Source organism: Paucibacter soli (assembly GCF_037482845.1).
Classification (GTDB): Bacteria; Pseudomonadota; Gammaproteobacteria; order Burkholderiales; family Burkholderiaceae_C; genus Paucibacter_B; species Paucibacter_B soli.
In genome coordinates this window covers 137,020-159,568 of sequence record NZ_JBBHJW010000012.1, presented here as the reverse complement: position 1 = coordinate 159,568, position 22,549 = coordinate 137,020, and the positions used below count along the sequence as shown (strand labels likewise).

25 protein-coding genes are annotated in these 22,549 nt (G+C 66.8%); 4 read left to right on the top strand and 21 right to left on the bottom strand.

All coding sequences use genetic code 11. From position 1 onward, the window contains the following. Positions 1-50: 50 nt before the first annotated feature. Genes holA through WG898_RS22565 form a run of 7 tightly spaced genes read right to left on the bottom strand, consistent with a single transcriptional unit; the run spans position 51 to position 6,770 of the window. Positions 51-1,124: a DNA polymerase III subunit delta gene (gene holA, locus WG898_RS22595; RefSeq protein ID WP_339605040.1), complete on the bottom strand. Its 1,074-nt coding sequence runs from the start codon at positions 1,122-1,124 to the stop codon at positions 51-53. Between the two features lie 12 nt (positions 1,125-1,136). Then, a complete protein-coding gene (locus WG898_RS22590) occupies positions 1,137-1,631 on the bottom strand; it encodes an LPS-assembly lipoprotein LptE (RefSeq protein WP_339605039.1) in 495 nt (164 codons plus the stop codon). After that, positions 1,631-4,264 (bottom strand): leucine--tRNA ligase, encoded by a 2,634-nt coding sequence (gene leuS / locus WG898_RS22585; RefSeq protein WP_339605038.1) that lies wholly within the window; start codon positions 4,262-4,264, stop codon positions 1,631-1,633. The genes WG898_RS22590 and leuS overlap by 1 nt, the downstream gene beginning before the upstream one ends. Before the next feature lie 38 nt (positions 4,265-4,302). Then, complete coding sequence (locus WG898_RS22580) at positions 4,303-4,728, bottom strand: ExbD/TolR family protein (protein WP_339605037.1); 426 nt, start codon at positions 4,726-4,728, stop codon at positions 4,303-4,305. Position 4,729: 1 nt separating this feature from the next. Beyond that, on the bottom strand, positions 4,730-5,371 hold the full coding sequence (locus tag WG898_RS22575) for a MotA/TolQ/ExbB proton channel family protein (protein ID WP_444718989.1): 642 nt from the start codon (positions 5,369-5,371) through the stop codon (positions 4,730-4,732). Positions 5,372-5,379: 8 nt separating this feature from the next. Beyond that, positions 5,380-6,189, bottom strand: a complete 810-nt coding sequence (dapB, locus tag WG898_RS22570; RefSeq protein ID WP_339605035.1) for a 4-hydroxy-tetrahydrodipicolinate reductase — start codon at positions 6,187-6,189, stop codon at positions 5,380-5,382. Further along, complete coding sequence (locus WG898_RS22565) at positions 6,189-6,770, bottom strand: outer membrane protein assembly factor BamE (RefSeq protein WP_285234076.1); 582 nt, start codon at positions 6,768-6,770, stop codon at positions 6,189-6,191. Before WG898_RS22565 ends, dapB begins: the two co-directional genes overlap by 1 nt. Positions 6,771-6,889: 119 nt before the next feature. On the opposite strand from WG898_RS22565, the gene fur reads away from it, so the two are divergent. Continuing rightward, positions 6,890-7,318, top strand: coding sequence for a ferric iron uptake transcriptional regulator (gene fur, locus WG898_RS22560; protein ID WP_339605034.1), 429 nt, complete (start codon positions 6,890-6,892; stop codon positions 7,316-7,318). On the opposite strand, the gene hprK is transcribed toward fur, so the two are convergent. The 3 genes from hprK to hpf all read right to left on the bottom strand — a co-directional run bounded on the left by hprK (position 7,319) and on the right by hpf (position 9,345). Next, positions 7,319-8,284 carry an HPr(Ser) kinase/phosphatase gene (gene hprK, locus WG898_RS22555; protein ID WP_339605033.1) on the bottom strand — a complete coding sequence of 322 codons (966 nt, stop codon included), beginning with the start codon at positions 8,282-8,284 and terminating at the stop codon, positions 7,319-7,321. 17 nt (positions 8,285-8,301) lie between these two features. After that, positions 8,302-8,772 carry a PTS sugar transporter subunit IIA gene (locus tag WG898_RS22550; protein ID WP_339605032.1) on the bottom strand — a complete coding sequence of 157 codons (471 nt, stop codon included), beginning with the start codon at positions 8,770-8,772 and terminating at the stop codon, positions 8,302-8,304. Between the two features lie 231 nt (positions 8,773-9,003). Beyond that, positions 9,004-9,345 carry a ribosome hibernation-promoting factor, HPF/YfiA family gene (gene hpf, locus WG898_RS22545; protein WP_285234072.1) on the bottom strand — a complete coding sequence of 114 codons (342 nt, stop codon included), beginning with the start codon at positions 9,343-9,345 and terminating at the stop codon, positions 9,004-9,006. Positions 9,346-9,894: 549 nt separating this feature from the next. Here hpf and corA point away from each other — a divergent pair. Further along, positions 9,895-10,869 carry a magnesium/cobalt transporter CorA gene (corA, locus tag WG898_RS22540; RefSeq protein ID WP_339605031.1) on the top strand — a complete coding sequence of 325 codons (975 nt, stop codon included), beginning with the start codon at positions 9,895-9,897 and terminating at the stop codon, positions 10,867-10,869. On the opposite strand, the gene WG898_RS22535 is transcribed toward corA, so the two are convergent. Genes WG898_RS22535 through WG898_RS22500 form a run of 8 tightly spaced genes read right to left on the bottom strand, consistent with a single transcriptional unit; the run spans position 10,870 to position 17,804 of the window. After that, a complete protein-coding gene (locus tag WG898_RS22535; protein WP_339605030.1) occupies positions 10,870-11,301 on the bottom strand; it encodes a nuclear transport factor 2 family protein in 432 nt (143 codons plus the stop codon). After that, positions 11,298-12,083, bottom strand: a complete 786-nt coding sequence (locus tag WG898_RS22530; RefSeq protein ID WP_339605029.1) for an SDR family NAD(P)-dependent oxidoreductase — start codon at positions 12,081-12,083, stop codon at positions 11,298-11,300. The genes WG898_RS22535 and WG898_RS22530 overlap by 4 nt, the downstream gene beginning before the upstream one ends. A 2-nt stretch (positions 12,084-12,085) precedes the next feature. Beyond that, complete coding sequence (locus WG898_RS22525; protein WP_339605028.1) at positions 12,086-12,619, bottom strand: DUF3833 domain-containing protein; 534 nt, start codon at positions 12,617-12,619, stop codon at positions 12,086-12,088. Then, positions 12,616-13,899: an MFS transporter gene (locus WG898_RS22520; protein WP_339605027.1), complete on the bottom strand. Its 1,284-nt coding sequence runs from the start codon at positions 13,897-13,899 to the stop codon at positions 12,616-12,618. The genes WG898_RS22525 and WG898_RS22520 overlap by 4 nt, the downstream gene beginning before the upstream one ends. Then, entirely contained in the window at positions 13,886-14,422 is a 537-nt protein-coding gene (locus tag WG898_RS22515; protein WP_339605026.1) for a chalcone isomerase family protein, read from the bottom strand. The genes WG898_RS22520 and WG898_RS22515 overlap by 14 nt, the downstream gene beginning before the upstream one ends. A gap of 6 nt (positions 14,423-14,428) precedes the next feature. Continuing rightward, positions 14,429-15,676: a class I SAM-dependent methyltransferase gene (locus tag WG898_RS22510; protein WP_444718987.1), complete on the bottom strand. Its 1,248-nt coding sequence runs from the start codon at positions 15,674-15,676 to the stop codon at positions 14,429-14,431. Then, positions 15,676-16,449 (bottom strand): DUF1365 domain-containing protein, encoded by a 774-nt coding sequence (locus tag WG898_RS22505; protein ID WP_339605025.1) that lies wholly within the window; start codon positions 16,447-16,449, stop codon positions 15,676-15,678. Before WG898_RS22505 ends, WG898_RS22510 begins: the two co-directional genes overlap by 1 nt. Beyond that, complete coding sequence (locus WG898_RS22500) at positions 16,446-17,804, bottom strand: NAD(P)/FAD-dependent oxidoreductase (protein ID WP_339605095.1); 1,359 nt, start codon at positions 17,802-17,804, stop codon at positions 16,446-16,448. The genes WG898_RS22505 and WG898_RS22500 overlap by 4 nt, the downstream gene beginning before the upstream one ends. Positions 17,805-18,390: 586 nt before the next feature. Between WG898_RS22500 and WG898_RS22495 the strand changes: the two genes are divergently transcribed. Both WG898_RS22495 and WG898_RS22490 read left to right on the top strand, forming a co-directional pair. Beyond that, positions 18,391-19,329, top strand: coding sequence for a MerR family transcriptional regulator (locus tag WG898_RS22495; RefSeq protein WP_339605024.1), 939 nt, complete (start codon positions 18,391-18,393; stop codon positions 19,327-19,329). An 81-nt stretch (positions 19,330-19,410) separates the two neighbouring features. Beyond that, complete coding sequence (locus WG898_RS22490; protein ID WP_339605023.1) at positions 19,411-20,280, top strand: ferritin family protein; 870 nt, start codon at positions 19,411-19,413, stop codon at positions 20,278-20,280. 66 nt (positions 20,281-20,346) lie between these two features. Here WG898_RS22490 and WG898_RS22485 read toward each other — a convergent pair whose 3' ends face one another. The 3 genes from WG898_RS22485 to WG898_RS22475 are packed head-to-tail and all read right to left on the bottom strand — an operon-like array spanning position 20,347 to position 22,494. Then, positions 20,347-21,237, bottom strand: a complete 891-nt coding sequence (locus tag WG898_RS22485) for a hypothetical protein (protein WP_339605022.1) — start codon at positions 21,235-21,237, stop codon at positions 20,347-20,349. Positions 21,238-21,256: 19 nt separating this feature from the next. Next, positions 21,257-22,147 carry an ABC transporter ATP-binding protein gene (locus WG898_RS22480; protein WP_339605021.1) on the bottom strand — a complete coding sequence of 297 codons (891 nt, stop codon included), beginning with the start codon at positions 22,145-22,147 and terminating at the stop codon, positions 21,257-21,259. After that, entirely contained in the window at positions 22,144-22,494 is a 351-nt protein-coding gene (locus WG898_RS22475; RefSeq protein WP_339605020.1) for a GntR family transcriptional regulator, read from the bottom strand. The genes WG898_RS22480 and WG898_RS22475 overlap by 4 nt, the downstream gene beginning before the upstream one ends. Positions 22,495-22,549 lie beyond the last annotated feature (55 nt).

Sequence of the window (22,549 nt, the reverse complement as noted above, 5' to 3'; positions counted from 1 at the left end):
AGCCCAGACCATAACGCGATTTCGGCCGCCGTGGCAGCGGGGCGAAGCTGTCAGGACCGCAAGGCCAGCTTGACGCCGCCGCGTGCCTGGGTCGCCTCGACCAGCATCAGGGCCAGGCGGCGCAGCGCACCCCAGGCGTCCAGCGGCCATTCGGGGTGGCGCAGGCCCTTGACGATGCCGTCACAGATCTGTGCCGCCGCCACCAGGCTGGCCAGATTGTGATCGCTCAGGCCCGGCGCAATGCGCTCGAAAAGCCGTTCCTTGTTGCCCCAGACGCGCGCTTCGCGCAGCGCCAGCGGCAGGGGCTTGCCGGCGTCCAGCGCATCGCGCACCTTCTTGAGCGCGCGCACATCCTCGGCCAGGGTCCAGTGCACCAGCACCGCGGCCTCGCCCTCGGCCTCCAGGCCCTCCAGCATGCGCAGCACGCGCGGCACCTGGCCGGCCAGCACCGCCTCGCTGAGCTTGAAGACGTCGTAGCGCGCCACGTTCAGCACCGCCGACTCGATCTGCGCCAGCGCGATCTCGCCGGGCGGATAGAGCAGGGCAAGCTTTTGCAGCTCCTGGTGGGCGGCGAGCAGATTGCCCTCCACCCGGTCGGCGAAGAAGGCCAGGGCGCGCTGGCCCTCTTCGCCCTCGCCGACGCGCTGGCCCTGCGCGGCCAGGCGCTGGGCGATCCACTGCGGCAGGGCGCGGCGCTCCACCGGCTCGACCTTGAGGGTGACGCCGGCGCCGTCCAGGGCGGTGAACCAGGCGCTGCTCAGTTGCGTCTTGTCCAGGCGCGGCAGGGTCACGAGCGTGACCACATCCTCGGGCAGGCGCTCGCAATAGCGCTGCAAGGCCTCCGAGCCCTCCTTGCCTGGCTTGCCCGAGGGGATGCGGATCTCGATGAACTGGCGCTCGGCGAACAGGCTCATGGCCTGGGCCGCGCCCAGCACCGGGCCCCAGTCGAAGTACGCACCCGAGACGATGAAGACCTTGCGCTCGCCATAGCCCTGCGCACGCGCCGCGGCGCGTATGGTGTCGGCCGCCTCCTGCGCCAGCAGGGGCTCGTCGCCATGCACGGTGTAGATGGGCTTGAGCCCCTTGGCGAGCTGGGCGGCCAGGCCCTCGGCGCGGATCTGCATCAGCCTACCTGTTCAATTGATCGGAAGGCGCACGGCGGCCAGGCGCCGCATCAGCAGGGCCACCGCCTCGGATTGCATGGCGCGGTACAGCGAGGCCTCTTCCTGCTCCTTGGCCAGGGCCTGGCTCTCGGTGTAGTTCATGTCGCGCAGGATGCGCAGCTCGGTGCGCGGCAAGAGGATGTCGTTACCGGGCGTGCGGATCAGGAAGTCCACATTCAGCTTGAGCTGCCATTCGCGCACCTGACCGGCGCTGGTGGACACCACCGCGTTCTTGCTGCGCTCGTCGCGCTTGGCCTCCAGCACCAGCTCGGCCTTGTTGGGGTCTTCCAGCAACTGCACGGGGGTGCGCGCCAGCTGGCGCTTGAGCTCGGCCGCCAAGGGCGAGCCGGGCTTGAAGCCCTGCAGCGCCAGGCTGCGGAACTGCAGCTCGGGCTCGCGGCGCAGCTCGAAGCCGCAGCCCGTCAGGGCCACGGCGCTCAGCAGCAAGAGGCGGCGGTTGAAGGCCATCAGACGACGAGATTGACCAGGCGACCCGGCACGATGATGACCTTCTTCGGTGCCTTGCCTTCGCTGAACTTGGCGAAGTCCTCGCTGGCCAGGGCGGTGGCCTCGATGGCGGCCTTGTCGGCGGCGGCCGGCACCTTGATGGCGCCGCGCAGCTTGCCGTTGACTTGCAGCATCAGCTCGATCTCGTCCTGCACCAGGGCGGCCTCGTCCACCGTGGGCCAGGGCGCGTCCAGCAGATCGCCCAGCTGGGCGGCAAAGCCGAGCTCCTGCCACAGGCTGTGGGCGATATGCGGGCAGGCCGGGTAGAGCACGCGCAGCAGCACCGAGAAGCCCTCGCGCACCGCGGCGTCCTGGCCCTGGGCCTTGAAGCCCTCCAGCGCATTCAGCAGCTTCATGCCGCCCGACACCACGGTGTTGTACTGCATGCGCTCGTAGTCGTAGCTGACCTGCTTGAGCACCATATGCACCTCGCGGCGCAGCGCCTTGCCCTCGCCGCTCAGCGTGGAGAAATCAGTGCCGGCGGCCTGGATGGCGGCCTGGTGCTTGGCACCGAAGCCCCACACGCGCTTGAGGAAGCGGTGCGCACCCTCCACGCCGGCATCGTTCCACTCCAGCGTCTGCTCGGGCGGCGAGGCGAACATCACGAACAGGCGCGCGGTGTCGGCGCCGTACTGGTTGATCAGCTCCTGCGGGTCCACGCCATTGTTCTTGGACTTGGACATCGTCGTCATCTCGTACTCGAGCGGCGTGCCGTCGGTCTTGAGCGTGCCGCCGATCACCTGGCCATGCTCGTTGGTCTGCACGTTGACCTCGTGCTCCCAGTAGTAGTTCTTGCCGGCGTCGGCGGGCTTGTGCGAGAAGGCGCCCTTCAGCACCATGCCCTGGGTGAGCAGGTTCTTGAAGGGTTCGTCGAAGTTGATGAGCTTGAGGTCGCGCATCACCTTGGTCCAGAAGCGCGCGTACAGCAGGTGCAGGATGGCGTGCTCAATGCCGCCGATGTACTGGTCCATCGGCATCCAGTACTGCGAGCCCTCACCGACCATGGCCTCGCTGTTCTGCGCATCGCAATAGCGCATGAAGTACCAGGACGAGTCCACAAAGGTGTCCATGGTGTCGGTTTCGCGCTTGGCCGGCTTGCCGCATTTCGGGCAGCCAACGTTCAGGAAACCGGCATGCTTGTTGAGCGGATTGCCGCTGCCGTCGGGGATGCATTCCTCGGGCAGCACCACCGGCAGGTCCTTGGCGGGCACGGGCGCCGGGCCGCAGTCGTCGCAGTGGATGATGGGGATGGGCGTGCCCCAGTAGCGCTGGCGGCTGATGCCCCAGTCGCGCAGGCGCCAGGTGGTCTTCGTCTCGCCCAGGCCCTTGGCACCGACCAACTCGGCCACCTTGGACACGGCGGCCTTGTGCGCGAGCCCGTCCAGCACGCCCGAATTCACGCAGATGGCCTTTTGCTTGTCGCCATACCATTCGGCCCAGGCGTCCAGGCTGAAGGCCTCGCCCTCGACGGCGATGACCTGCTTGATCTCGATGCCGTACTTCTTGGCAAAGGCGAAATCGCGCTCGTCATGGGCGGGCACGCCCATCACGGCGCCGTCGCCATAGCTCATCAGCACATAGTTGCCGACCCAGACCTCGACCTGCGCGCCGGTGAGCGGATGGGTGACGGTGAGGCCGGTGCGCAGGCCCTTCTTTTCCTGCGTGGCCAGCTCGGCCTCGGTGCTGCCCCCGCGCTTGCATTCCTCGATGAAGGCGGCCAGCTCGGGCGAAGACGCTGCGGCATGGGTGGCGAGCGGATGCTCGGGGGCCACGGCGCAGAAGGTCACGCCCATGATGGTGTCGGCGCGGGTGGTGAAGACGTAGAGCTTGCCGTCCTGGATCAGCGCGCCATCGGCGCCCTTGATCTCGTGCGGGAAGGCGAAGCGCACGCCCTCGCTCTTGCCGATCCAGTTCTCCTGCATCAGGCGCACGCGCTCGGGCCAGCCGCTCAGATAGCTCTTGTCCTCGGGATTCGCCACGGCCGAGAGCAGCTCGTCGGCGTACTTGGTGATGTTGAGGTAGTAGCCCGGGATCTCGCGCTTCTCGACCACCGCGCCGGAGCGCCAGCCCTTGCCATCCACCACCTGCTCATTGGCCAGCACGGTCTGGTCCACCGGGTCCCAGTTGACGACCTGGGTGCGGCGCTCGGCGATGCCGGCCTCCAGCATCTTCAGGAACAGCCACTGGTTCCACTTGTAGTACTCGGGCGTGCAGGTGGCTATTTCTCGAGACCAGTCGATCGCCAGCCCCATGGCCTGCATCTGGCTCTTCATGTAGGCGATGTTCTCGTAGGTCCACTTGGCGGGCGGCACCTTGTTCTTCATCGCGGCGTTCTCGGCCGGCAGGCCGAAGGCGTCCCAGCCCATCGGCATCAGGACGTTGTAGCCCTTCATGCGCAGCTGGCGCGTGAGCATGTCGTTGATCGTGTAGTTGCGCACATGGCCCATGTGCAGCTTGCCGCTGGGGTAGGGCAGCATGGAGCAAGCGTAGAACTTGGGCTTGCTCTGGTCTTCGCCGACGCGGTAGGCGTCACGGGAGTTCCAGTACTGGCGCGCGGCGGCTTCGATCTCGGAGGGGGCGTACTTGTCGTTCATGGCGCAAATTGTAGGGGCAGGGCTCTCGGGCCCCTTCCTCAAGGCGCCGACGCTGCGGCCTCGGCCACGAAGGCAATGCGGTTCAGGCCCACGCCCTGCACCCAGCCGATCAGCTCGGCCACCTGGCCATAGGGCACCAGGCGGTCGGCGCGCAGCTGGATCTCGGCATCGGGCCTGGCCTTGGCCAGCTCGGCGATGCGCGCCCGGAAGGCCTTGGCATCGAGCGCTTCGTCGCCCAGGTGCAGGGCGCCATCGGGAGTGATCGCCACGGCGATGAATTGCGGCGCCTCCGAAGGCGTGGCGGCCTCGCTCTTAGGTAAATCCAGGCGCAGCGAGGAGGACATCAGCGGCGCGGCAATCATGAAGATCACCAGCAGCACCAGCATCACGTCGATCAGCGGCGTCATATTGATCTCGCCCATGGGCTTGGGCTGATCGCGACGTTCGAGCCGGCCGAATGCCATGCTAGTGATCCAGCAACTCGCGCAGATCGTGCGCAAAGCCTTCCAGCTCGGCCTCGCAGGCTCCCACCAGCTTGCCGAACCAGTTGTAGGCCAGCACCGCGGGAATCGCCACGGCCAGGCCGGCGGCGGTCATGATGAGGGCCTCGCCCACCGGGCCGGCAACTTTTTCGATGCTGATATTGCCGGCCGCCGAGATGCTCACCAGCGCGTGGTAAATGCCCCAGACGGTGCCGAACAGGCCCACGAAGGGGGCGGTACTGCCTATCGACGCCAGCAAGACCTGGCCCCATTGCAGGCCGCGCAGGGCCTGGTGCAGGGCATCGCGCAGGCGGCGCGTGAGCTGCGATTCGCGTCGGCCGGCGGCCTCCAGGCTCTGGCCCATGGGTTCGGCCATGGCCGCGTCCAGCATGGGCAGCAGCAGTTGCTCGCGGTCCATGGCCTGCAGCGCGACGCGGCCGGCCTCAAGATCGGCGGCGGCCCAGAAGGCGGGCACGGCGCGCGCCAGATCGCGGCGCGCGCGGCCCAGCACCCAGCTCTTCCAGAGTATCAGCATCCAGGCGCTGACCGACATCGTTAGCAGCAAGAGCGCCACGGCGCGCGTGACCGCGTCGCCCTGGGCCCAGAACTCGGTATAGCTGCCGATGCTGCTCATCAGCCCAGGCCGAGGACTTCGTCCATGCCATAGAGCCCGGCGCCATGGCTGGCCAGGAAGCGCGCGGCGCGCAGGCTGCCCTGGGCATAGGTGATGCGGCTGGAGGACTTGTGCGTGATCTCGATGCGCTCGCCGGTGCCGGCGAACAGCACGGTGTGGTCGCCCACGATGTCGCCGCCGCGCACAGTGGCAAAGCCGATGGTGGAGGGGTCGCGCTCGCCGGTCACGCCTTCGCGGCCGTAGACCGCGCAGTCCTTCAGATCACGGCCCAGGGCCGCGGCCACCACCTCGCCCATCTTCAGCGCGGTGCCGCTGGGGGCATCGACCTTGTGGCGGTGGTGGGCCTCGATGATCTCGATGTCATAGCCCTCGTTGAGGGCGCGCGCCGCCATGTCCAGCAGCTTCATCACCACGTTCACGCCCACGCTCATATTGGGCGCCATCATGATGGCGATGTGCTGGGCATGGGCGCCGATCTGGGCCTTTTGCGCGGCGTCGAAGCCGGTGGTACCGATCACGGCCTTGACGCCCAGTTCGCGGCACACCGCCAGATGGGCCAGCGTGCCTTCGGGGCGGGTGAAATCGATCAGCACCTGGGCATTCTTGAGGCCCTCATGCAGGTCGGCGCTGATGCCGATGCCGCTGCTGCGACCCAAAAAGGCGGCGGGGTCCTGGCCCAGGGCGGGGCTGCCGGGCAGGTCGAGCGCGCCGGCCAGCTGGCAGTCGGGGGCGTTCAGCACCGCCTCGATCAGCATGCGCCCCATGCGGCCGGAGGCGCCGGCCACCGCAATGCGCAGCGGCTCGCTCATCACGAGCGCGGCTCCAGCGGCGGGTAGGCGCGCACCGCGCCCATCGGTTCGACGGCGGCGGCCTCGGGGCGCACCGGCTTGGGCAGGGCCTGGCGCTCGGCCTCGCTCAGCTCCAGCTTGGGCGCCGGGCCGCTGGGCTTGAAGGTGTTGATCGAGGCGATGAATTCCTGTTCGGTGGGCAGGTCGTCCGGCGCCGCGATGGACTTGAGCTTGTCGCCGTCAAACAAGGCCACCACCTGGCGGCTTTGCGACACTACGCCCTGGCGGCGGATGGTGAATACATAGTCCCAGCGCTCGCCATGGAAGAGGTCGGTCAGCAGGGGCGAGCCCAGCAGGTCGCGCACCTGGGCGCGGCTCATGCCCGGCTTGACGCGTTCCAGCTGTTCCTTGGTCAGCACATTGCCCTGCACGATCTCGACGCGATAGGGGCGCATCAGGCCCAGCACCTTGTCGCCGCTGACCGAGAAGGTCTCGGAGCTCGGCAGGGTGGGCAGGTAGGAGCAGGCACCCAACACCGGCAGCAGGGCCAGCACAGCGAGCGGTGCGCGGGCCGCACCTGCAAAACGAGTCAACAGTGGCATGTCTTCAGGGCTCTCGGGGGATGCCTTTAGGGGCTTGGGGCTCGGCCGGCGGCTGAGCTGGCTATGATCGGCGCATTCTAGCGGCAGGCCCATGGAGGGTTTGCCGGCCCAAGTCTGACATGAACCGCACCGACGAGATCAAGAACAGCGGCCTCAAGGCGACGCTGCCGCGCATCAAGATTCTGGAGATCTTCCAGAAGACCTCGCAGCGCCATATGACGGCCGAGGACGTCTACAAGGCCTTGCTGGTCGAGGATGCCGACATCGGGCTGGCGACGGTGTACCGCGTGCTGACCCAGTTCGAGCAGGCCGGCCTGGTGTCGCGCAACCATTTCGAGACCGGCAAGGCGGTGTTCGAGCTCAACCAGGGTCACCATCACGACCATCTGGTCTGCATGACCTGCGGTCGCGTGGAGGAGTTCTACGACGAGCAGATCGAGGCCCGCCAGCATGCCATCGCCAAGGAGCGGGGCTTCGAGCTGCAGGAGCATTCGCTGGCCCTGTATGCGGCCTGCGTGAAGAAGGACTGCCCGCACCGCCAGGGCTGATCAGCCCTCCTCGTCGCTGAGACCCTTCTCGATGGCGCGCTGGTGGCGCTCGACGAACTCGCGATAGGTGTCGATGCCGCGCAGCTGCAGGATGGTGTTGCGCACCGCGGCCTCCACCAGCACGGCCAGGTTGCGACCGGCGTCCACCGCGATGATGACCTTGCGCACTGGCATGCCCAGCACCTCTTCATAGAGGGGCTCATAGGGCAGGCGTTCGAAGTCGCGCTCCATGGTCTCCTTGCGCACCAGGTGCACGATCAGCTTGAGCCGCATCTTGCGGCGCACCGCGGTCTCGCCAAAGATGGCCTTGATATCCAGCAGGCCGATGCCGCGCACTTCCAGCAGGTTCAGCAGCAACTCTGGGCAGCGGCCCTCGATGGCAGTCTGGGCGATGCGATAAAAGTCCACCGCATCGTCGGCCACCAGGCCATGGCCGCGCGAGATCAGCTCCAGGCCCAGCTCGCTCTTGCCCAGGCCGGATTCGCCGGTAAGCAGCACGCCCAGGCCGAGGATGTCCATGAAGACGCCATGGCGCGTGGTGCGGTTGGCGCAGATCTGCGCCAGATAGGTGCGCACCACGTCGATTGCGTGGCCGGCCGATTCCTGCGTGATGAAGAGCGGGATGTCGGCGCGGTCGCACATCGCCACCAGGCGGTCCGGTGGGCTTTCGCCATCGGCCACGATGATCACCGGCGGTTCCAGCGTGACGATGCGCGAGATGCGGCGATCCAGCACCTCGCCCGAGGCCTGGCTCAGATAGGCGACCTCGCGCCGGCCGACGATCTGCACCCGATAGGGGTGGATGTAGTTGAGGTAGCCGACCAGGTCGGCGGCGGACTGCGCATCGCGCACCGCCGCGTCATCGAAGCGGCGCTCCGGATGCGCGTGGCCGGCGATCCACTCCCAGCGCAGGGTTTCGCGGTGCTCTTCAAAGAGCCGGTCGGCACTGATCGAGGTGGGTTTCACTGAGCGCTATCTGGCGTTCAGGCCACGGACTTGAGTGGTTCCCAGTCGGCGATCAGCCGGTGCACGGTGGCGGCGTCGGGTTCGGTCTTGAGCTTCTCGCGCAGCTCGCGGTCCGACAGCATCTCGGCGATCTCGGAGAGGATCTCCAGATGGCGCTGGGTGGCCGCCTCGGGCACCAGCAGGAAGATCAAGAGGCTGACGGGCTCGTCGTCGGGGGCATCGAAGCCGATCGCCTGCTGCACGCGCAGCACCGCGGCGAGCGGGTTCTTCAGGCCCTTGATGCGGCCATGCGGGATGGCCACGCCATGGCCCAGGCCAGTGGAGCCAAGGCGCTCACGGGCGAACAGGTTGTCCGTCACCGAGGCGCGCGAAATCGAATGGTTGTTCTCGAACAGCAGGCCGGCATGTTCGAACACGCGTTTCTTGCTGGATGCGTCCACATTCACCAGCACATTGCCGGCAGGGAGGATGGCTGCGAGACGGTTCATCAGGTCACAGCGCCGATTACGGCTGGGTCAAAGCCTTGGGCGGGACGCTTGTTCGGTAGCTAGGCTGCGGATTATAGAAATTGCCCGGGCCTGGTGGGGCCCCGCAATCGCCGGGGGTGCGGTATTCACGGATTTTGCGGCACTGCAGCAACATCCCGGTACGCAGGGCGAATTGTGCCCTGTAAACAAAAAGGCGACCGATGCGGTCGCCTTCGTTTGTTGCCACAGGGCTCAAGGTGCCGGTACGTCCAGCCGCTTGGCAGAGGCGTGGTGGTGGTCCTGAACCTTTTCCTTGTAGCGTCCGACCTGGCGGTCTAGCTTGTCCATCAACTGATCAATCGCGGCGTAGAGATCCTCGTTGGCCTGTTCGACAAAGATGTCGCGTCCCTTCACATGGACGGTGACTTCGGCCTTTTGTCTGCGTTCCTTTTCCTTTTGCTTCTCCACGGTGAGCAGGACGTTGATGTCAACAACCTGGTCAAAGTGGCGGGTCACCCGGTCTAGCTTGGTAAGCACATACTCACGCAAAGCTGGTGTCACTTCAAGATGGTGGCCGCTGATAGTCAGGTTCATAAAGCCTCCTTTCACAAGGGCTTGGTCGGAAAGACGGGAAAGCGGATCAATCAAAGAGCAGGGGGGATGGAGGGGATGTCAGGTAGCGGATCAGGAGGGAGTGGGGAACTTGCTGTCGAATTCAGTGTGCTCCTGAAGCCTGATCGTGACAAGCGTTTTAAACCAGGGTTTGTGGTCATTTGAAAGTGCAATTCCACCGCTTCAGCGACTTGTGACGGAATGCACACAGGCCCCAGATGCGCCTGTTGATGCGGGTTTCAAGCCCTGCGGCGTTTTTGCGTGGCTGGTCCTGCTGCGATGTGATAATGCGCGCTTCCCATCTCTGGAGCCTTACTTGGACAGCGACCACCCTCGGTGACCGTCCACTCCAGTGCCAAACGCAGCGGTCTGCGCATCTTTGTGAATGCGGGCCGCGCCGCTTGTCCGGAGTGAGACGGGTTCCGAACTTTTGACCCTCATCCGGACGAGCCCCGGGCGCTGTGCGCCCGCATCGACACCAGGCCCGTCCCCCTGCGCCAGGCGCCATCAGCGCCATACGCTGGAGACTGCATGCTGAACGTGTTCACGCTGGACAACGGCCGCCTCAGGGGCGGCTTGTTCCAGGAAGAAATCGAAACCGCCGAAGACCTGGCCCAGAGCCGGCCGATCTGGGTCGACCTGGAAAGCCCGACCCAGGAGGAAAAGGGCTGGATACGCGATCGCTTCGGGCTCACCATTCCCGAGGACATCGTCGACGAGGACCTGGAGGAGTCGGCGCGCTTCTACGAGGAAGACAACGGCGAGTTGCACATCCGCTCCGACTTCCTGATCGACGACGACGAGTCGGCGCGCAATGTGCGCGTGGCCTTCATCCTCTACAACAACGTGCTGTTCTCGGTGCACAACGAGGACCTGCCGGTGTTTCGCCTCTTGCGTCTGCGCGCGCGCCGCATCCCGGCCCTGATCGAGGATGCCAAGGATGTGCTGCTCAAGCTCTACGACGCCGACGCCGAGTACTCGGCCGATGTGCTGGAGGGCATCTATGACAAGCTCGAAAAGGTCAGCGCAAGGGTGCTGAAGAAGGACGTCAACGACGCCGAGGCCGGCGAGGTGCTGGCGGCGATCGCGCAGGAGGAAGACCTGAACGGCCGCATCCGCCGCAATGTGATGGACACGCGCCGTGCGGTCAGCTTCATGATGCGCAGCCGCATGCTCAACGCCGAGCAGTTCGAGGAGTCGCGTCAGATCCTGCGCGACATCGACTCGCTGGACTCGCACACCGCCTTCCTGTTCGACAAGATCAACTTCCTGATGGATGCGACCGTCGGTTTCATCAACATCAACCAGAACAAGATCATCAAGATCTTTTCAGTGGCCAGCGTGGCGCTGCTGCCGCCCACGCTGATCGCCAGCATCTACGGCATGAACTTCAAGCACATGCCCGAGCTGGAGTCGGAATGGGGCTATCCCTTCGCGATCCTGCTGATGATCGCCTCGGTGGCCGCGCCCTTCATCTACTTCCGCCGCAAGGGTTGGTTGCGCTGATCAGGCGCGCAGGCGCTTTTTGATGAAGCGCAGCACGCTGCCCAGCAGCGGCAGCTGCTCGTAGACCTGTGCGGCGGCGTCCCAGTAATCGCGGTGGTAGCTCACACGGCCATCGGGGGCGAAGCGCAGATGGCTGCTGCCGTGGATGCGGCGTTGCTGGGTCTGGCCCTTGAGCCGGAACAGCAGGTCCCAGCTGATGAAACCTTGGGAGCCCTGCCTGATCGCATCCAGCACCACGAAGCGGGGCGATGCCAGGGTCTCGAACATATGGCCGAACACGCGCTGGATCTCGCCCAGGCCCGTGACCTCGTTGAAGGGGTCCTGGAAGTAGGCGTGTTCGGTGTAGAGCTGGCCCAAGTGCGCGATATCGCCGGGCTGAAGTTGCTCGAAGTAGGCGATCAGCGCCGCCATACGCGCGTCGGTGTGCTTCATGATTGGGTGGCCCGCCGCACGAGCCGGAAATACAGACCATAGGGCAGCAGGCGCAGCAGCTTGAGCCAGAGGGTGAAACGCCTGGGGAAATGGATTTCGAAGCGGCCGGCGGCCCAGCCTTGCAGCATGGCCTCGGCCGCTTGCCCGGGCTTGATCAGCGCCGGCATGTGGAAGTCATTGCCGGCGGTCAGCGGCGTGGCCACGAAACCTGGATGCACGACCGAGACGCCCAGCTGCAGCGGACGCAGGTCCAGGTACAGGACTTCGGCCAGGTGCGTGAGGGCCGCCTTGCTGGGTCCGTAGGCCAGCGCCTTGGGCAGGCCGCGGTAGCCGGCCACGCTGGACACCAGGCTCAGATGGCCGCCAAGGCCCTGATGCGCCTGCAGCGTCAGCTGCGGCAGCAGGGCATCGAGCAGGTTCATTGCGCCGACCAGATTAACGTCCAGCTGGCGCCTGGCCTCGGCCAGCGAGAACTGCTGGGCGCGCATGGCCTGGTAATGCCCGGCGCAGAACACGCACAGGTCGATCCGACCATGCTGGCGCGCGATCTGCCGCGCGGCCAGCTGCAGCGCGGCCGCGTCCAGTACGTCCAGCGGCAGGGCCAGACTGCCGGGGTGGTCGAGCACAAAGTCGCGCAGCCGCTCGGCCTGGCGCGCCGAGACGCAGACGCGCGCGCCGCGCGCATGCAGGGCTTGCGCCAGCGCGAGGCCGATGCCGCTGGACGCGCCCACCAGCCAGACGACCTTGCCCTGCCAATCGCGTAGCTTGGGATTGAGCGCCATGGTCAGAGCTTTCGGAACGACAGCGTGACCTCGCCCAGCCGGATGCCGAACTTGCTCATCTGCGCCTTGTTGAGCATCACCTGCTGGTCCAGCAGGAACATCCAGTCGTCGAAATCAACCTCGATGATCCGGCCGTCCACCGGCAGCTTCAGCGTGTAGCGCCAGCGCAGCGCGTTGCCTGCCGAGAGGCCGCTGGCCTCGCCCAGCACATCATCGGCGCGGCCACTCCAGCGCCCCTCGCCCAAATGCTTGAGCCGCCAGACCCGACGCTCCTTGTTGCCGTCGCTGTACTCGAAGTCCTCCTCCAGCACGCCCTCGTCGCCCTGCCAGCGGCCCATCAGCCTGACGATGAAACGGCGCTGCACCTTGCCACCGCGGTCGGTGAAGATGCCGTGCGCGATCAGCGGACCGTTGAAGTAGCGGCGCAGGTCGAGCGCGGGTGTTTCGTGTGCGTAGTCGGCGGGATCAGGGGCGCTGGCGCAGCCGGTCAGAGCGAGGGCGCCCAGCAACAGGGCGCGTCGGGTCGGCATCGTCATGAGGTCTGTTCCTTCAGTGCCAGCGCGGTCGGCGCCTGGCGTATCCACAGCAGATAGAGCAGGGCCAGGGCGGCGGCCTTGAGCACACAGGGCAGCACGCAGTAGGCCAGCGCCAACGCCTGCAGGGCCTGCGGGTCGCGTTGGCCCGGCGCATAACCCAGCAGGCCGAGCAGCGGCAGGGCCAGGCCGGCTGCGAGCGCGAGATTGAGCTTGCTGCACAGCTGCCACCAGCCGAAGAACGCGCCCTCGGCACGGCCGCTGAGGTCGGCGTTTTGCAGCACGCGCGTCAGCATCGCGCCAGGGATGCTGAGATCGGCACCGAGCGCCGCGCCTGAGCCGATGCAAATCGCGGCAAAGCCGAGTTGCGCGCCGGTGCCGAGGACGGCCGCCCAGGCAAAGCAGGCCAATGCCAGCAGCATGCCCAGCGCCCAGCTGCGCGCCTGACCCCAGCGCGCCACGGCGCGCAACCACAGCGGCATCGAGCAGGCGGCGGAAAGGAAGTACAGCCCCAGGTACAGCGGCTCGGCTTGTGGCGTCTGCAGGCGGTCGCGCACAAAGAACAGCAGCAAGGTAGCCGGCACCGCCGCAGCCACACCGTTCAACAGAAACACCGGCAGCAGCCGGCGGAAACCTGGCAGCTGCCAGGGCAGCCAGGGATCGACGCGCGGCGCGGCGACTGCCTGGGTGTCGGGCGCATGGGGGGCGCGCGCCAGCAAGGCCAGGGCGGCGGCGAGGGCCAGAGCCAGCACGCTGCTGGTGGCCGGCCAGCCCGCGAGGCTGGGCAGCACCGACGCGCCCACCACGCCGGCCAGCGCCAGGCCTTCGCGCCAGGCATTCAGGCGGGTCTGCTGCAAGGCGCTGCCGCCCAGGCGTGCCCCCCAGGCCTGGTGCATCACGCTCAGCACGCTGTAGGCCAGATAGGCCAGCATCAGCATCAGCGCGCACCAGGCCAGCAGGGCCGCGCGGCTCAGCGTGGGGGGCATGAAGAGCGCGCCGAAGGCGAGCGCCAGCACGCCGGCGGCCAGGCTCATGAGGCCCAGCGTGCGGCCCTTGCCGGCCTGCAGCCAGCGGTCACTGGCCCAGCCGATGAAGGGATCGGCGAGGGCGTCGAGCGCGCGCGAGACCAGCAGCAGCAGACCCAGCGTGGCCAGCGGCACGCCGTATTGCTGCGCGTAGAAGGCCGGCAGATTGACGTACAGCGGCAGCGCCACGAAGGCCAGCGGCAGGCCCAGCGCCCCGTAGCGCAGGCCCGCAGCGGTGCTGAGCTCAGCCGCGACCACGTGGGGCTTCCAGCAGCGCTGCGCGCAGCGCCGGCTCCGAGCTGCGCTCGGACAGCCAGATGCCAAAGAACAGCCGCGCAAACTCGGCGTCAGCCACCAGGCGCCCGCGCTGCCCATTGACGAAGAACTGCGCACCCTGCTGAGGGAGCAGCAGGCCGCTCAGGCGATCGCCGGCCTTGACGTCGGGGAAGCTCTGCTGCATCTCGGCCAGCCAGCGCTGGGCGACGGGGTCGGCTATTTCGGTCTGGCGCCGCATCTCCTGCAGCGAGCGCTTGGCAATCTCGGCGCCGCGCAGGTTGCGCGCATACAGCAGCTCCAGCGCCAGCGTCTGCTCGGCCCAGTTGCGGGCCTCGACCCGCTCCTTCACCCACAGTCGGATGTCGTAGACGGCCAAGCCGAAAAATCGCATCTGCGCCTGGCCTTGCAGCTGCAGCCCCGACAGTTCGGCCGGCGTCGGTGTGGCCCGCCCGACGGGCCAAGCGAGTAGGGCAGCCAGGCCCGGCAAGACGGTGCGACGCTGCATCGCGGCTCAGTCACGCGCCAGCGTGAACTGCATGACGTCGGTATTGCCGGCCGCGAAGGCGGCTTCGCAATAGGCCAGGTAGAACTCCCACAGCCGCATGAAGCGGGTGTCGAAGCCCTGCTCGCGCACCATCGCTTCCCGGGCCAGGAAGGCCTCGCGCCAGCGCCTCAGCGTCTCGGCATAGTCGAGCCCGAAGGCCAGCTCGTTGACCACGCGCAGGCCGGCCCTGGCTGCATGGGCGCGGAACTGGCTGGGGCTGGGCAGCATGCCGCCGGGGAAGATGTATTGCTGGATGAAGTCGCTGGAGCGCGTGTAGCGCTCGAACAGATCGTCGCGGATGGTGATGCTCTGGATGCAGGCGCGACCGCCGGGCTTGAGCTTGTTGCGCAGGGTCTGGAAGTAGCCGTCCCAGTACTGTCGGCCCACCGCCTCGAACATCTCGATCGAGACGATGGCGTCGAAGGGGGCATCTTGAATGTCGCGGTAGTCCTGCAGGCGCAGCTCGGCGCGCTCGGCCAGGCCAGCGCCTTGCAGGCGCTGCTGGGCCCAGGCGAGCTGTTCGCTGGACAGCGTCACACCGGTGAGCCGCGCGCCGAAGTCGCGCGTGGCGGTCTCGGCCACGGCGCCCCAGCCGCAGCCGATTTCGAGCACGCGCTGGCCGGGTTGCAGCTTGCATTCGCGCAGCGCGCGCTGCATCTTGGCCTGTTGCGCCTGCGCCAGGGGCTGGCGGCGGTCGCCGTCATACCAGGCGCTCGAGTAGTTCATGCTCGGGTCCAACCAGAGCCGGTAGAAGTTGTTGCCGAGGTCGTAGTGCGCGTGGATGTTCTTGCGGCTGCCCGCGCGGCTGTTGCGGTTGAGCCAATGCCTGCAGCGGTAGGCCAGCGCGCCCCACCAGCGGCCGTAGACCACGCGCTCCAGCGCCTCGCGGTTGCGCACCAGCAGCTCCAGCAGGGCGCAGAGGTCGGGTGTGGTCCAGTCGCCCGCCACATAGCTTTCCGCGAAGCCGATGTCGCCCGCGTGCAGGGCGGCGGCGCAGACCTTCCAGGACTTGATGCGCAGCGCCGCCCGCGGCCCCTCATGCCGGCCGAAGTGCAGCTGGCTGCCGTCGGGCAGCTGCACGTCCAGGCTGCCATGCCGGAGCAGGCTGAGCAGGCGGAATACCCTGCGCGCGGCGCCGGGGGCGCTCTCCGGCAGGCCGAGGCGCTTGGTGCAGGTGATCGAGTTCATCGTGGTGGCGGTTTCTGGCGAGGCCATCAGCGGGTCAGGAATCGCGGCGGCTCGGCCGGCTTGCGGAAGAAGGGCACGCGCTTGAGCCAGAGCCTGAGCGCCTGCCAATGGATGCGCGCCATCACGGCGGCGCTCAGCCAGGGCATGGCAAGAAAGGCTGCGCGGGCGCTGCGCTCGCTGAGCGGCTGCAGCTCCCCGCTGACGCTGGTCTCCAGCAGCGCGCCGGCCTCGTCATGGTGGTCTATGCGCGCCACGGTGCGCGCACGCCCGGCCTGCCAGGCATGCATGAAGCGGAACCGGTAATGCCCGCCGACGCGGCAGAAGGGCGAGACATGGAAGGCCTTGTGGGCGCGCTGCTCGCACCCCAGCTGGGCGCCTTGCAGCAGATAGCAGTGGCGTTCACCGAAGGTGTTGTTGACCTCGACCATGATGGCGGCCGGCGCGCCGTCGGCGCGCTCGCAGTACCAGAAGCTCACCGGCTTGAAGGCATAGCCCAGCACGCGCGGCAGGCAGTGCAGCCAGACCTCGCCGGTGGCGTCGTCAATGCCCTCGCGCGCCAGCAGCGCATCCAGCCACTGCAGGCAGTCGGGCCCGCCGTCGCCATGGTCGGCGTCGTGAAAGCTCAACCAGCCGAAGCCATTGCGATGCAGGGCCGCGCAAGGCTCGTCGCGCAGGCGCCGCATCGGCAACATCAGAAAGTAGCTTGCATAACTGAATTGGTGCTGCACCGGGCGCAGGCGTTTGTGGCGCACCTGGCCGATGCCCAGCAGGGCCTGCTGAGGCCAGTCGCGGCTGCTCACGCTGCGCCTTCGGTCGGTGCTTGGGCAGCCGGATGCGCCGCCCAGTGATTCAGCATGCGCTTGGCCATACTCAGGCCGGAGAGCAGGCCGTCCTCGTGGAAGCCATAGCGTGTCCAGGCGCCGCAGTACCAGAGGTGCTGTCGGCCCTGGATCTCGTGCAGGCGCTCCTGGGCGCGCACCGCGGGCAGGTCGAACACCGGATGCGCATAGTCGAACTCATCCAGCACCAGCGCGGCGGTGGGCTCGCGCACCGGGTTCAGCGACACCAGCACCGGCTGCTGCCAGGGCAGTGGCTGCAGTCGGTTGAGCAGGTAGTGCAGGCAGACCGACCGGTCTTCGCGCCCATGCTGATGCGGGCTGCCGCCATGTTCATAGTTCCAGGCCGCCCAGGCGCGGCGTCGCCGCGGCAGCAGGGACGCGTCGGTATGCAGCACGGCGCGATTGCGGTGATAGCCGATGCTGCCGAGGATCTGGCGTTCCTGCAGGCTGGAGTTGGTGAGCAACGCCAGCGACTGGTCGCTGTGGCCGGCCATCACCACCTCGTCGAACCATTCGGCGCCGGCGCTGCTCTGCACCCGCAGACGTGTGCCGCTGCGCTCGACGGCATGGACGGCGCAGCCCAAGCGCTTGTGCTGGATGCGCGGCAGCAGCTTGTCCACATAGTGGCGCGCGCCGCCGCGTACCGTGAACCATTGGGGTCGCTGGGTGAGCTGCAGCAGGCCGTGGTTGTGGCAGAAGCGGATCAGCGTGTGCATGGGGAACTGCAGCATCTGCGAGGTCGGGCAGGACCAGATGCAGGCCACCATGGGCAGCAGGTACCAGCGCCGGAAGGCATCGCCGAAGCGATGCTGGAGCAGGAAGTCGTCGACAGACCGGGACAAGGCGGCATCGCTGCCACGCTCGGCCAGTTCGGTGCACAGGCGGTTGAAACGCAGCAGATCCTTCAGCATGCCCCAGAAAGCGGGTCGTGCCAGATTGCGGCGCTGGGCAAACACGCCGTTCAGATTGGAGCCGCTCCATTCCAGCGGTAGCTCTGGCAGCTGCACCGAGAACGACATGTCGCTGGTGGCGACATCCACGCCCAGTTGCTGAAACAGCTGGATCAACAGCGGGTAGGTGCGCTCGTTGAAGACAAGAAATCCGGTGTCCACGCCGTGCTGCCGGCCCTGCAGGGTGATGTCCACGGTGTGCGTGTGGCCGCCGAAGTAGTGGGCGGCTTCGTACAGCGTGACATCGGCATGGTGGCTGAGCGCCCAGGCCGCGGAGAGGCCGGCGATGCCCGAGCCGACCACCGCCACGCGGCGCCTTGGCCCGGCTAGCGCGGCTGGCGGTGCGCCGCGGGCTGCGCCGCCCAAGCTGGCGAGGAAGTCGCGCAAGCCTTCGGCGTGCGCGGCGGGCCCGCTTGCGCGCTGCAAAAGCGAAGGGCTTCCGCCGTTGGCGGAAGCCCTGGGTGAAAAAGTAGCCGCAAGACGCCCCGGAGCTAACGAGGGAGGGAGGGAGGAGGAGGAGAACAGCTCCGGGATTGCAGCCCCATTGACGGGGAGATCTTGCGACTGAAAGTTGTTGGAAACTTTACCTGTTTGTTGCGGGCTTGTGCTCAAAGCCGACGCGCCAGTCACGGTATCGGCACACTGACACAAGGGCGTGAACACTGTGTACAGCGTCCGGCCGGACTTGATCTTGGCCATGGCGGATTTGTCCCGGCTAGCAGGGACAATGCTCGGCAGAAGTGCAACAGTGCCGCGCATGAACTCAACGCCAGACTGAGCGCGCGGAAGGCGTGCCGGACTGCCGCAGCCGCGGCGATGCAGTTCCATGTTTGTTCATTGTTTGTCCTGGTCAAATAATTGACTTGACGCTATATTAGGCCATATTTGTTGAGTTGTCATATGTTTGTCCAGGACAAAACTACAAAAATGTGTTCGGCCCTTGGATCCGCCCGTGGCTGAACCCGCACCCGCCGGACTGCCGGGCATTGCCGCGGTCGAGCGTGAGACCGGACTGAGCAAGGACACCTTGCGCATCTGGGAGCGTCGCTATGGCTTTCCGGCGCCGCTGCGCGATGCGCAGGACGAGCGCGTCTATCCTCCCGAGCAGGTCGAGAAACTGCGCTTGCTCAAGCGCCTGCTGGATGCCGGCCATCGGCCCGGGCGTGTCGTGCCCGCCGATCGGGAGGTGTTGCAGGCCCTGCTGACGGAAGCGATGCAGCGGCGCAGCAGCTTGCAGGCCAAGCAGGGCCAGCTGCCTGCCGAGACGCTCGTGCCCTATCTGGACTTGCTGCAATCGCATCGGGTGGAAGACTTGTCCCGCCTGCTGGCGCAGGCCATCGTGCGCATGGGCCTGGGTGCCGCGGTGCTGAACTTGATCGCCCCCTTGACCACGCAGGTGGGCGAACTCTGGATGCGGGGCGAGTTGGCGGTGTTCGAAGAGCATGTCTACTCGGAATGCCTGCAGCGGGTGTTGCGCCAGGCCATCCAGGCGGTGCCGCGCCAGGCGCTGAACGAGCGGCCTCGCGTGCTGCTGAGCACCCTGCCCGGCGAGGCCCATGGCCTGGGCCTGCTGATGGCCGAGGCGATGCTGACGATCGAGGGCTGCCAATGCCTGTCGCTGGGCGTGCAAACGCCGCTGGCCGACATCCCGCACGCCGTGCAAGCCCATGCGTCCGACATCGTGGCGCTGAGCTTCAGCAATGTGCTGCCCGCCAGCGCTGTGCAGGAAAGCCTCCAGCTGCTGCGCGCCATGCTGCCACCGACGGTGGCGCTATGGGCCGGCGGCAGCGGTAGCGCGCTGCAGCGACACGCGGTCGATGGGGTGCAGCGCGTCACGCAGTTGGCCGGGGTGGCGGCCGAGGTGCAGCACTGGCGAGCGGCATCCTCCTGAGCGAGGCCTTGCCGCTCGTCCGGCGATGCGCGTGCTGTCACAGCAGGCGCCTAGAATTTGCTGCCTTAGGGAGGATTCGTCATGCTTTACCCCGAGCTCTTCAAACAACTCGAAGCCGTGCGCTGGAACATGGACAAGGACATCCCCTGGGACAAGTTCGATGCCAGCCGACTCACCGAGGACCAGGCGCGCACCATCAAGATGAACGCCATCACCGAGTGGGCGGCGCTGCCCGCCACCGAGATGTTCTTGCGCGACAACCGCGACGACAGCGACTTCTCGGCCTTCATGAGCGTGTGGTTCTTCGAGGAGCAGAAGCATTCGCTGGTGCTGATGGAATACCTGCGCCGCTTCCGCCCCGACCTCGTGCCCACCGAGCAGGAACTGCACGAGGTGCGCTTCGATTTCGACCCAGCGCCCGCGCTGGAAACGCTGATGCTGCATTTCTGCGGCGAGATCCGGCTGAACCACTGGTACCGGCGCGCCTCGGAATGGCATTCCGAACCCGTCATCAAGGCGATCTACGAGACCCTGGCGCGCGATGAGGCGCGCCACGGCGGCGCCTATCTGCGCTATATGAAGCGCGCCATGCAGAAGTTCGGCGACGAGGCCAAGGCGGCCTTTGCCAAGGTGGGAGTGCTGATGGCCAGCGCGCGCCGCACCGCCCAGGCCCTGCATCCCACCAATCTGCATGTGAACGCCAAGCTGTTCCCGCGCGACACCATCCAGAGCCGCCTGCCCGATCCCGAGTGGCTGGAGAAGTGGCTGGACACGCAGATCCAGTTCGACGCGGTGTGGGAGAACAAGGTGGTGGAGCGCATTCTCCACAATATGAGCCTGCTGATGGAACGCAGTTTCGCCAGCGTGCAGGAGCTGAACCGCTTCCGCAAGGAGATGGCGGCGCGGGTGGCGGCGGTGGCGGGCGGCTCGCCGCCCTTGCCCTCGATCTGAAGCCCGAGCCTAAGCAAAAGAGCCCGCGTCAGCGGGCTTTTCTTCTAGACGGGCGGCCGTAGCGGCTTAGTGGGTGTCGCGGCGCTTCAGCACCAGCAGGGCGAAACAGCCTGCCGCCACCATCAGGCCACCAAACAAGTGTGGCGAGGCCAGCTGAGCCAGTGCGGCGAGCGCGTCGTGCAGCGCCCAGCTGGAGATCTCGCCGATGAACTGCTGCAGGCTGGCCGGGCCGTCCACCGCGCGCTCCAGCTCCTTGTTGGCATCCAGCATGGCGCGGCCGGCGCCATCCGCCTGGGCTTGCAACAGCCGCCAGACGATGGGGTTGTCGTAGACCTTGTTCAGCAGATTGCCAATGGTCAGTGTGGCCACGATCAATGCCGGCGCACCCCAACGCTTCAGCCAGGCCGAGGCGGCCATCAGGCCCAGGTAGATGGGCGCCAGCCACAAGCTCATCAGCAGCACGCCGAAGCCCAGGCGCAGCACGCCCACCACGCCGGCGATCGACAGGCCCAGCCAGGACACCTCGGTGAGGGCCGCCAGGTCGCCAACCTTGATCACCACCGCCGCGGCCATCACCAGGCCCAGCCCGGCGCTCATCGCCAGCGCCAGCACGGGCACAAACACCACATGCATCAGCACGGTGGCGGCAATGCTCTCGGTATGCGTGCCGGGCAGCGAAAGCCAGAACTCGATCGAGCGATCCTGCTGGTCGCGCCTTGCCAGGCCAGGAATCTGAAACACCGACACCAGCCAGCTGATGGCGAAGCCGCTGATGGCGGTGGCGCCCAGGGCCACGGCGGCCGCCGCCATGATGGGCGCGCTGCTGACATCGGTCTCGACATGGCCGAAGGGCATGATCAGCAGCACCAGCAGCGGCGGGATCAGGATCAGCATCAGCCAGCCCTTGTGGTGCTGCATCCATTCGCGCTGCAGCAGGGTCAAGAAACGTGTGGACATCATGTTCTCCTCGTGTTCTTCAGGCCTGGCGGCTCTGCATTTCGGGCTTGCGGGTCAGTGCCATGAACAGGTCTACCAGGCTGGGGCGGAAGCGCTGACCCAGGCCCTGCAGGTGCAGCGGCGGCTCGCCGTCGAACAGCGCCGCGGGCCTGCCCTGCTGGCGGTAGCGCAGCAACGGGTGGGCCGAGGCCACCGCATCGGCGGCGGCGGCATCGTGCGAGAGGGCCACGAAGCGCGAGTCCATCTCCTCCAGGCTGATGTTGAGCACCAGCTTGCCCTCGTCCAGCATCATGACGTCGGAAAGAAGCGTCTCGATCTCCTCCACCTGATGGGTGGAGATGATGACGCTGCGCTCGCCATCGCACCATTCGTCGATCAACATCTCGTAAAAGCTCTTGCGCGACATCACGTCCAGGCCCAGCGTGGGCTCGTCCAGAACCATCAGCTTGGTGTCGATGGCGGCGATCAGCGCCAGGTGCAACTGGGTCACCATGCCCTTGGAGAGGTTCTTCACCTTGTCCGTGGTGGTGACGCTGGTGCGCTTGAGCAGGGTGCGGGCGCGCTCGGCCGAGAAGCGCGGCTGCAGCCCGCTCATCAGGGTCAGCAGCTCGTCCACCTTGGCCCAGCGTGGCAGCACCGCCACATCGGGGATGTAGGAGAGCGAGGCCAGCAGCTCGTTGCGCTGGGCGCGCGGGTTCAGGCCCAGCACGCTCAAGCTGCCCGTGCCGCCGATCAACCCCACCATGGCCTTCATCAGCGAGGTCTTGCCGGCGCCGTTATGGCCCAGCAGGCCCACCACGCGGCCCTTGGGGATCTTGAAGCTGATGTTGTCGACGGCGGTCTTGCGGCCGTAGCACAGGCTGAAGCCGCTGGCTTCGACGAGGTTGGCATGGTCCGTGTTGTTCATCATTGTTGTCCCCAGTTCAGATCCGAGGCTGTGAGGCCCAGGCGTTGCAGCTTGGCGCGCAGCTGCGGCCATTCCTTTTGCAGGAACTGCTGGCGCTCGCTCTGCAGCAGGCGCTCGCGCGCCCCCTGGCGCACATACATGCCCACGCCGCGGCGGCTCTCGACCAGGCCGTTGTCCACCAGGGCCTGCAGGGCCCGGCTGACGGTGAGCGGATTGATCAGGTAGCGGCTTGCGAGGCTGCGGACCGAGGGCAGGACTTCGCCCTCGGGAGGGCTGCCGTCCAGCAGCTGCGCGGCCAATTGGTCGGCCAGCTGCTGGTAGATCGGCGCGTTGTCGTTCCAGCTTTGCATGTCCTTGTCGGGGCGGGACCCCGCGGTGTGTTGCTGATGTAGCACACCATAACAA

Coding starts and splice junctions, on each gene's coding strand:
- holA (WP_339605040.1), bottom strand. CDS start 1,124: ATGCAGATCCGCGCCGAGGGCCTGGCCGCCCAGCTCGCCAAGGGGCTC.
- WG898_RS22590 (WP_339605039.1), bottom strand. CDS start 1,631: ATGGCCTTCAACCGCCGCCTCTTGCTGCTGAGCGCCGTGGCCCTGACG.
- leuS (WP_339605038.1), bottom strand. CDS start 4,264: ATGAACGACAAGTACGCCCCCTCCGAGATCGAAGCCGCCGCGCGCCAG.
- WG898_RS22580 (WP_339605037.1), bottom strand. CDS start 4,728: ATGGCATTCGGCCGGCTCGAACGTCGCGATCAGCCCAAGCCCATGGGC.
- dapB (WP_339605035.1), bottom strand. CDS start 6,189: ATGAGCGAGCCGCTGCGCATTGCGGTGGCCGGCGCCTCCGGCCGCATG.
- WG898_RS22565 (WP_285234076.1), bottom strand. CDS start 6,770: ATGCCACTGTTGACTCGTTTTGCAGGTGCGGCCCGCGCACCGCTCGCT.
- fur (WP_339605034.1), top strand. CDS start 6,890: ATGAACCGCACCGACGAGATCAAGAACAGCGGCCTCAAGGCGACGCTG.
- WG898_RS22550 (WP_339605032.1), bottom strand. CDS start 8,772: ATGAACCGTCTCGCAGCCATCCTCCCTGCCGGCAATGTGCTGGTGAAT.
- hpf (WP_285234072.1), bottom strand. CDS start 9,345: ATGAACCTGACTATCAGCGGCCACCATCTTGAAGTGACACCAGCTTTG.
- corA (WP_339605031.1), top strand. CDS start 9,895: ATGCTGAACGTGTTCACGCTGGACAACGGCCGCCTCAGGGGCGGCTTG.
- WG898_RS22535 (WP_339605030.1), bottom strand. CDS start 11,301: ATGAAGCACACCGACGCGCGTATGGCGGCGCTGATCGCCTACTTCGAG.
- WG898_RS22530 (WP_339605029.1), bottom strand. CDS start 12,083: ATGGCGCTCAATCCCAAGCTACGCGATTGGCAGGGCAAGGTCGTCTGG.
- WG898_RS22525 (WP_339605028.1), bottom strand. CDS start 12,619: ATGACGATGCCGACCCGACGCGCCCTGTTGCTGGGCGCCCTCGCTCTG.
- WG898_RS22515 (WP_339605026.1), bottom strand. CDS start 14,422: ATGCAGCGTCGCACCGTCTTGCCGGGCCTGGCTGCCCTACTCGCTTGG.
- WG898_RS22510 (WP_444718987.1), bottom strand. CDS start 15,676: ATGGCCTCGCCAGAAACCGCCACCACGATGAACTCGATCACCTGCACC.
- WG898_RS22490 (WP_339605023.1), top strand. CDS start 19,411: ATGCTTTACCCCGAGCTCTTCAAACAACTCGAAGCCGTGCGCTGGAAC.
- WG898_RS22485 (WP_339605022.1), bottom strand. CDS start 21,237: ATGTCCACACGTTTCTTGACCCTGCTGCAGCGCGAATGGATGCAGCAC.
- WG898_RS22480 (WP_339605021.1), bottom strand. CDS start 22,147: ATGATGAACAACACGGACCATGCCAACCTCGTCGAAGCCAGCGGCTTC.
- WG898_RS22475 (WP_339605020.1), bottom strand. CDS start 22,494: ATGCAAAGCTGGAACGACAACGCGCCGATCTACCAGCAGCTGGCCGAC.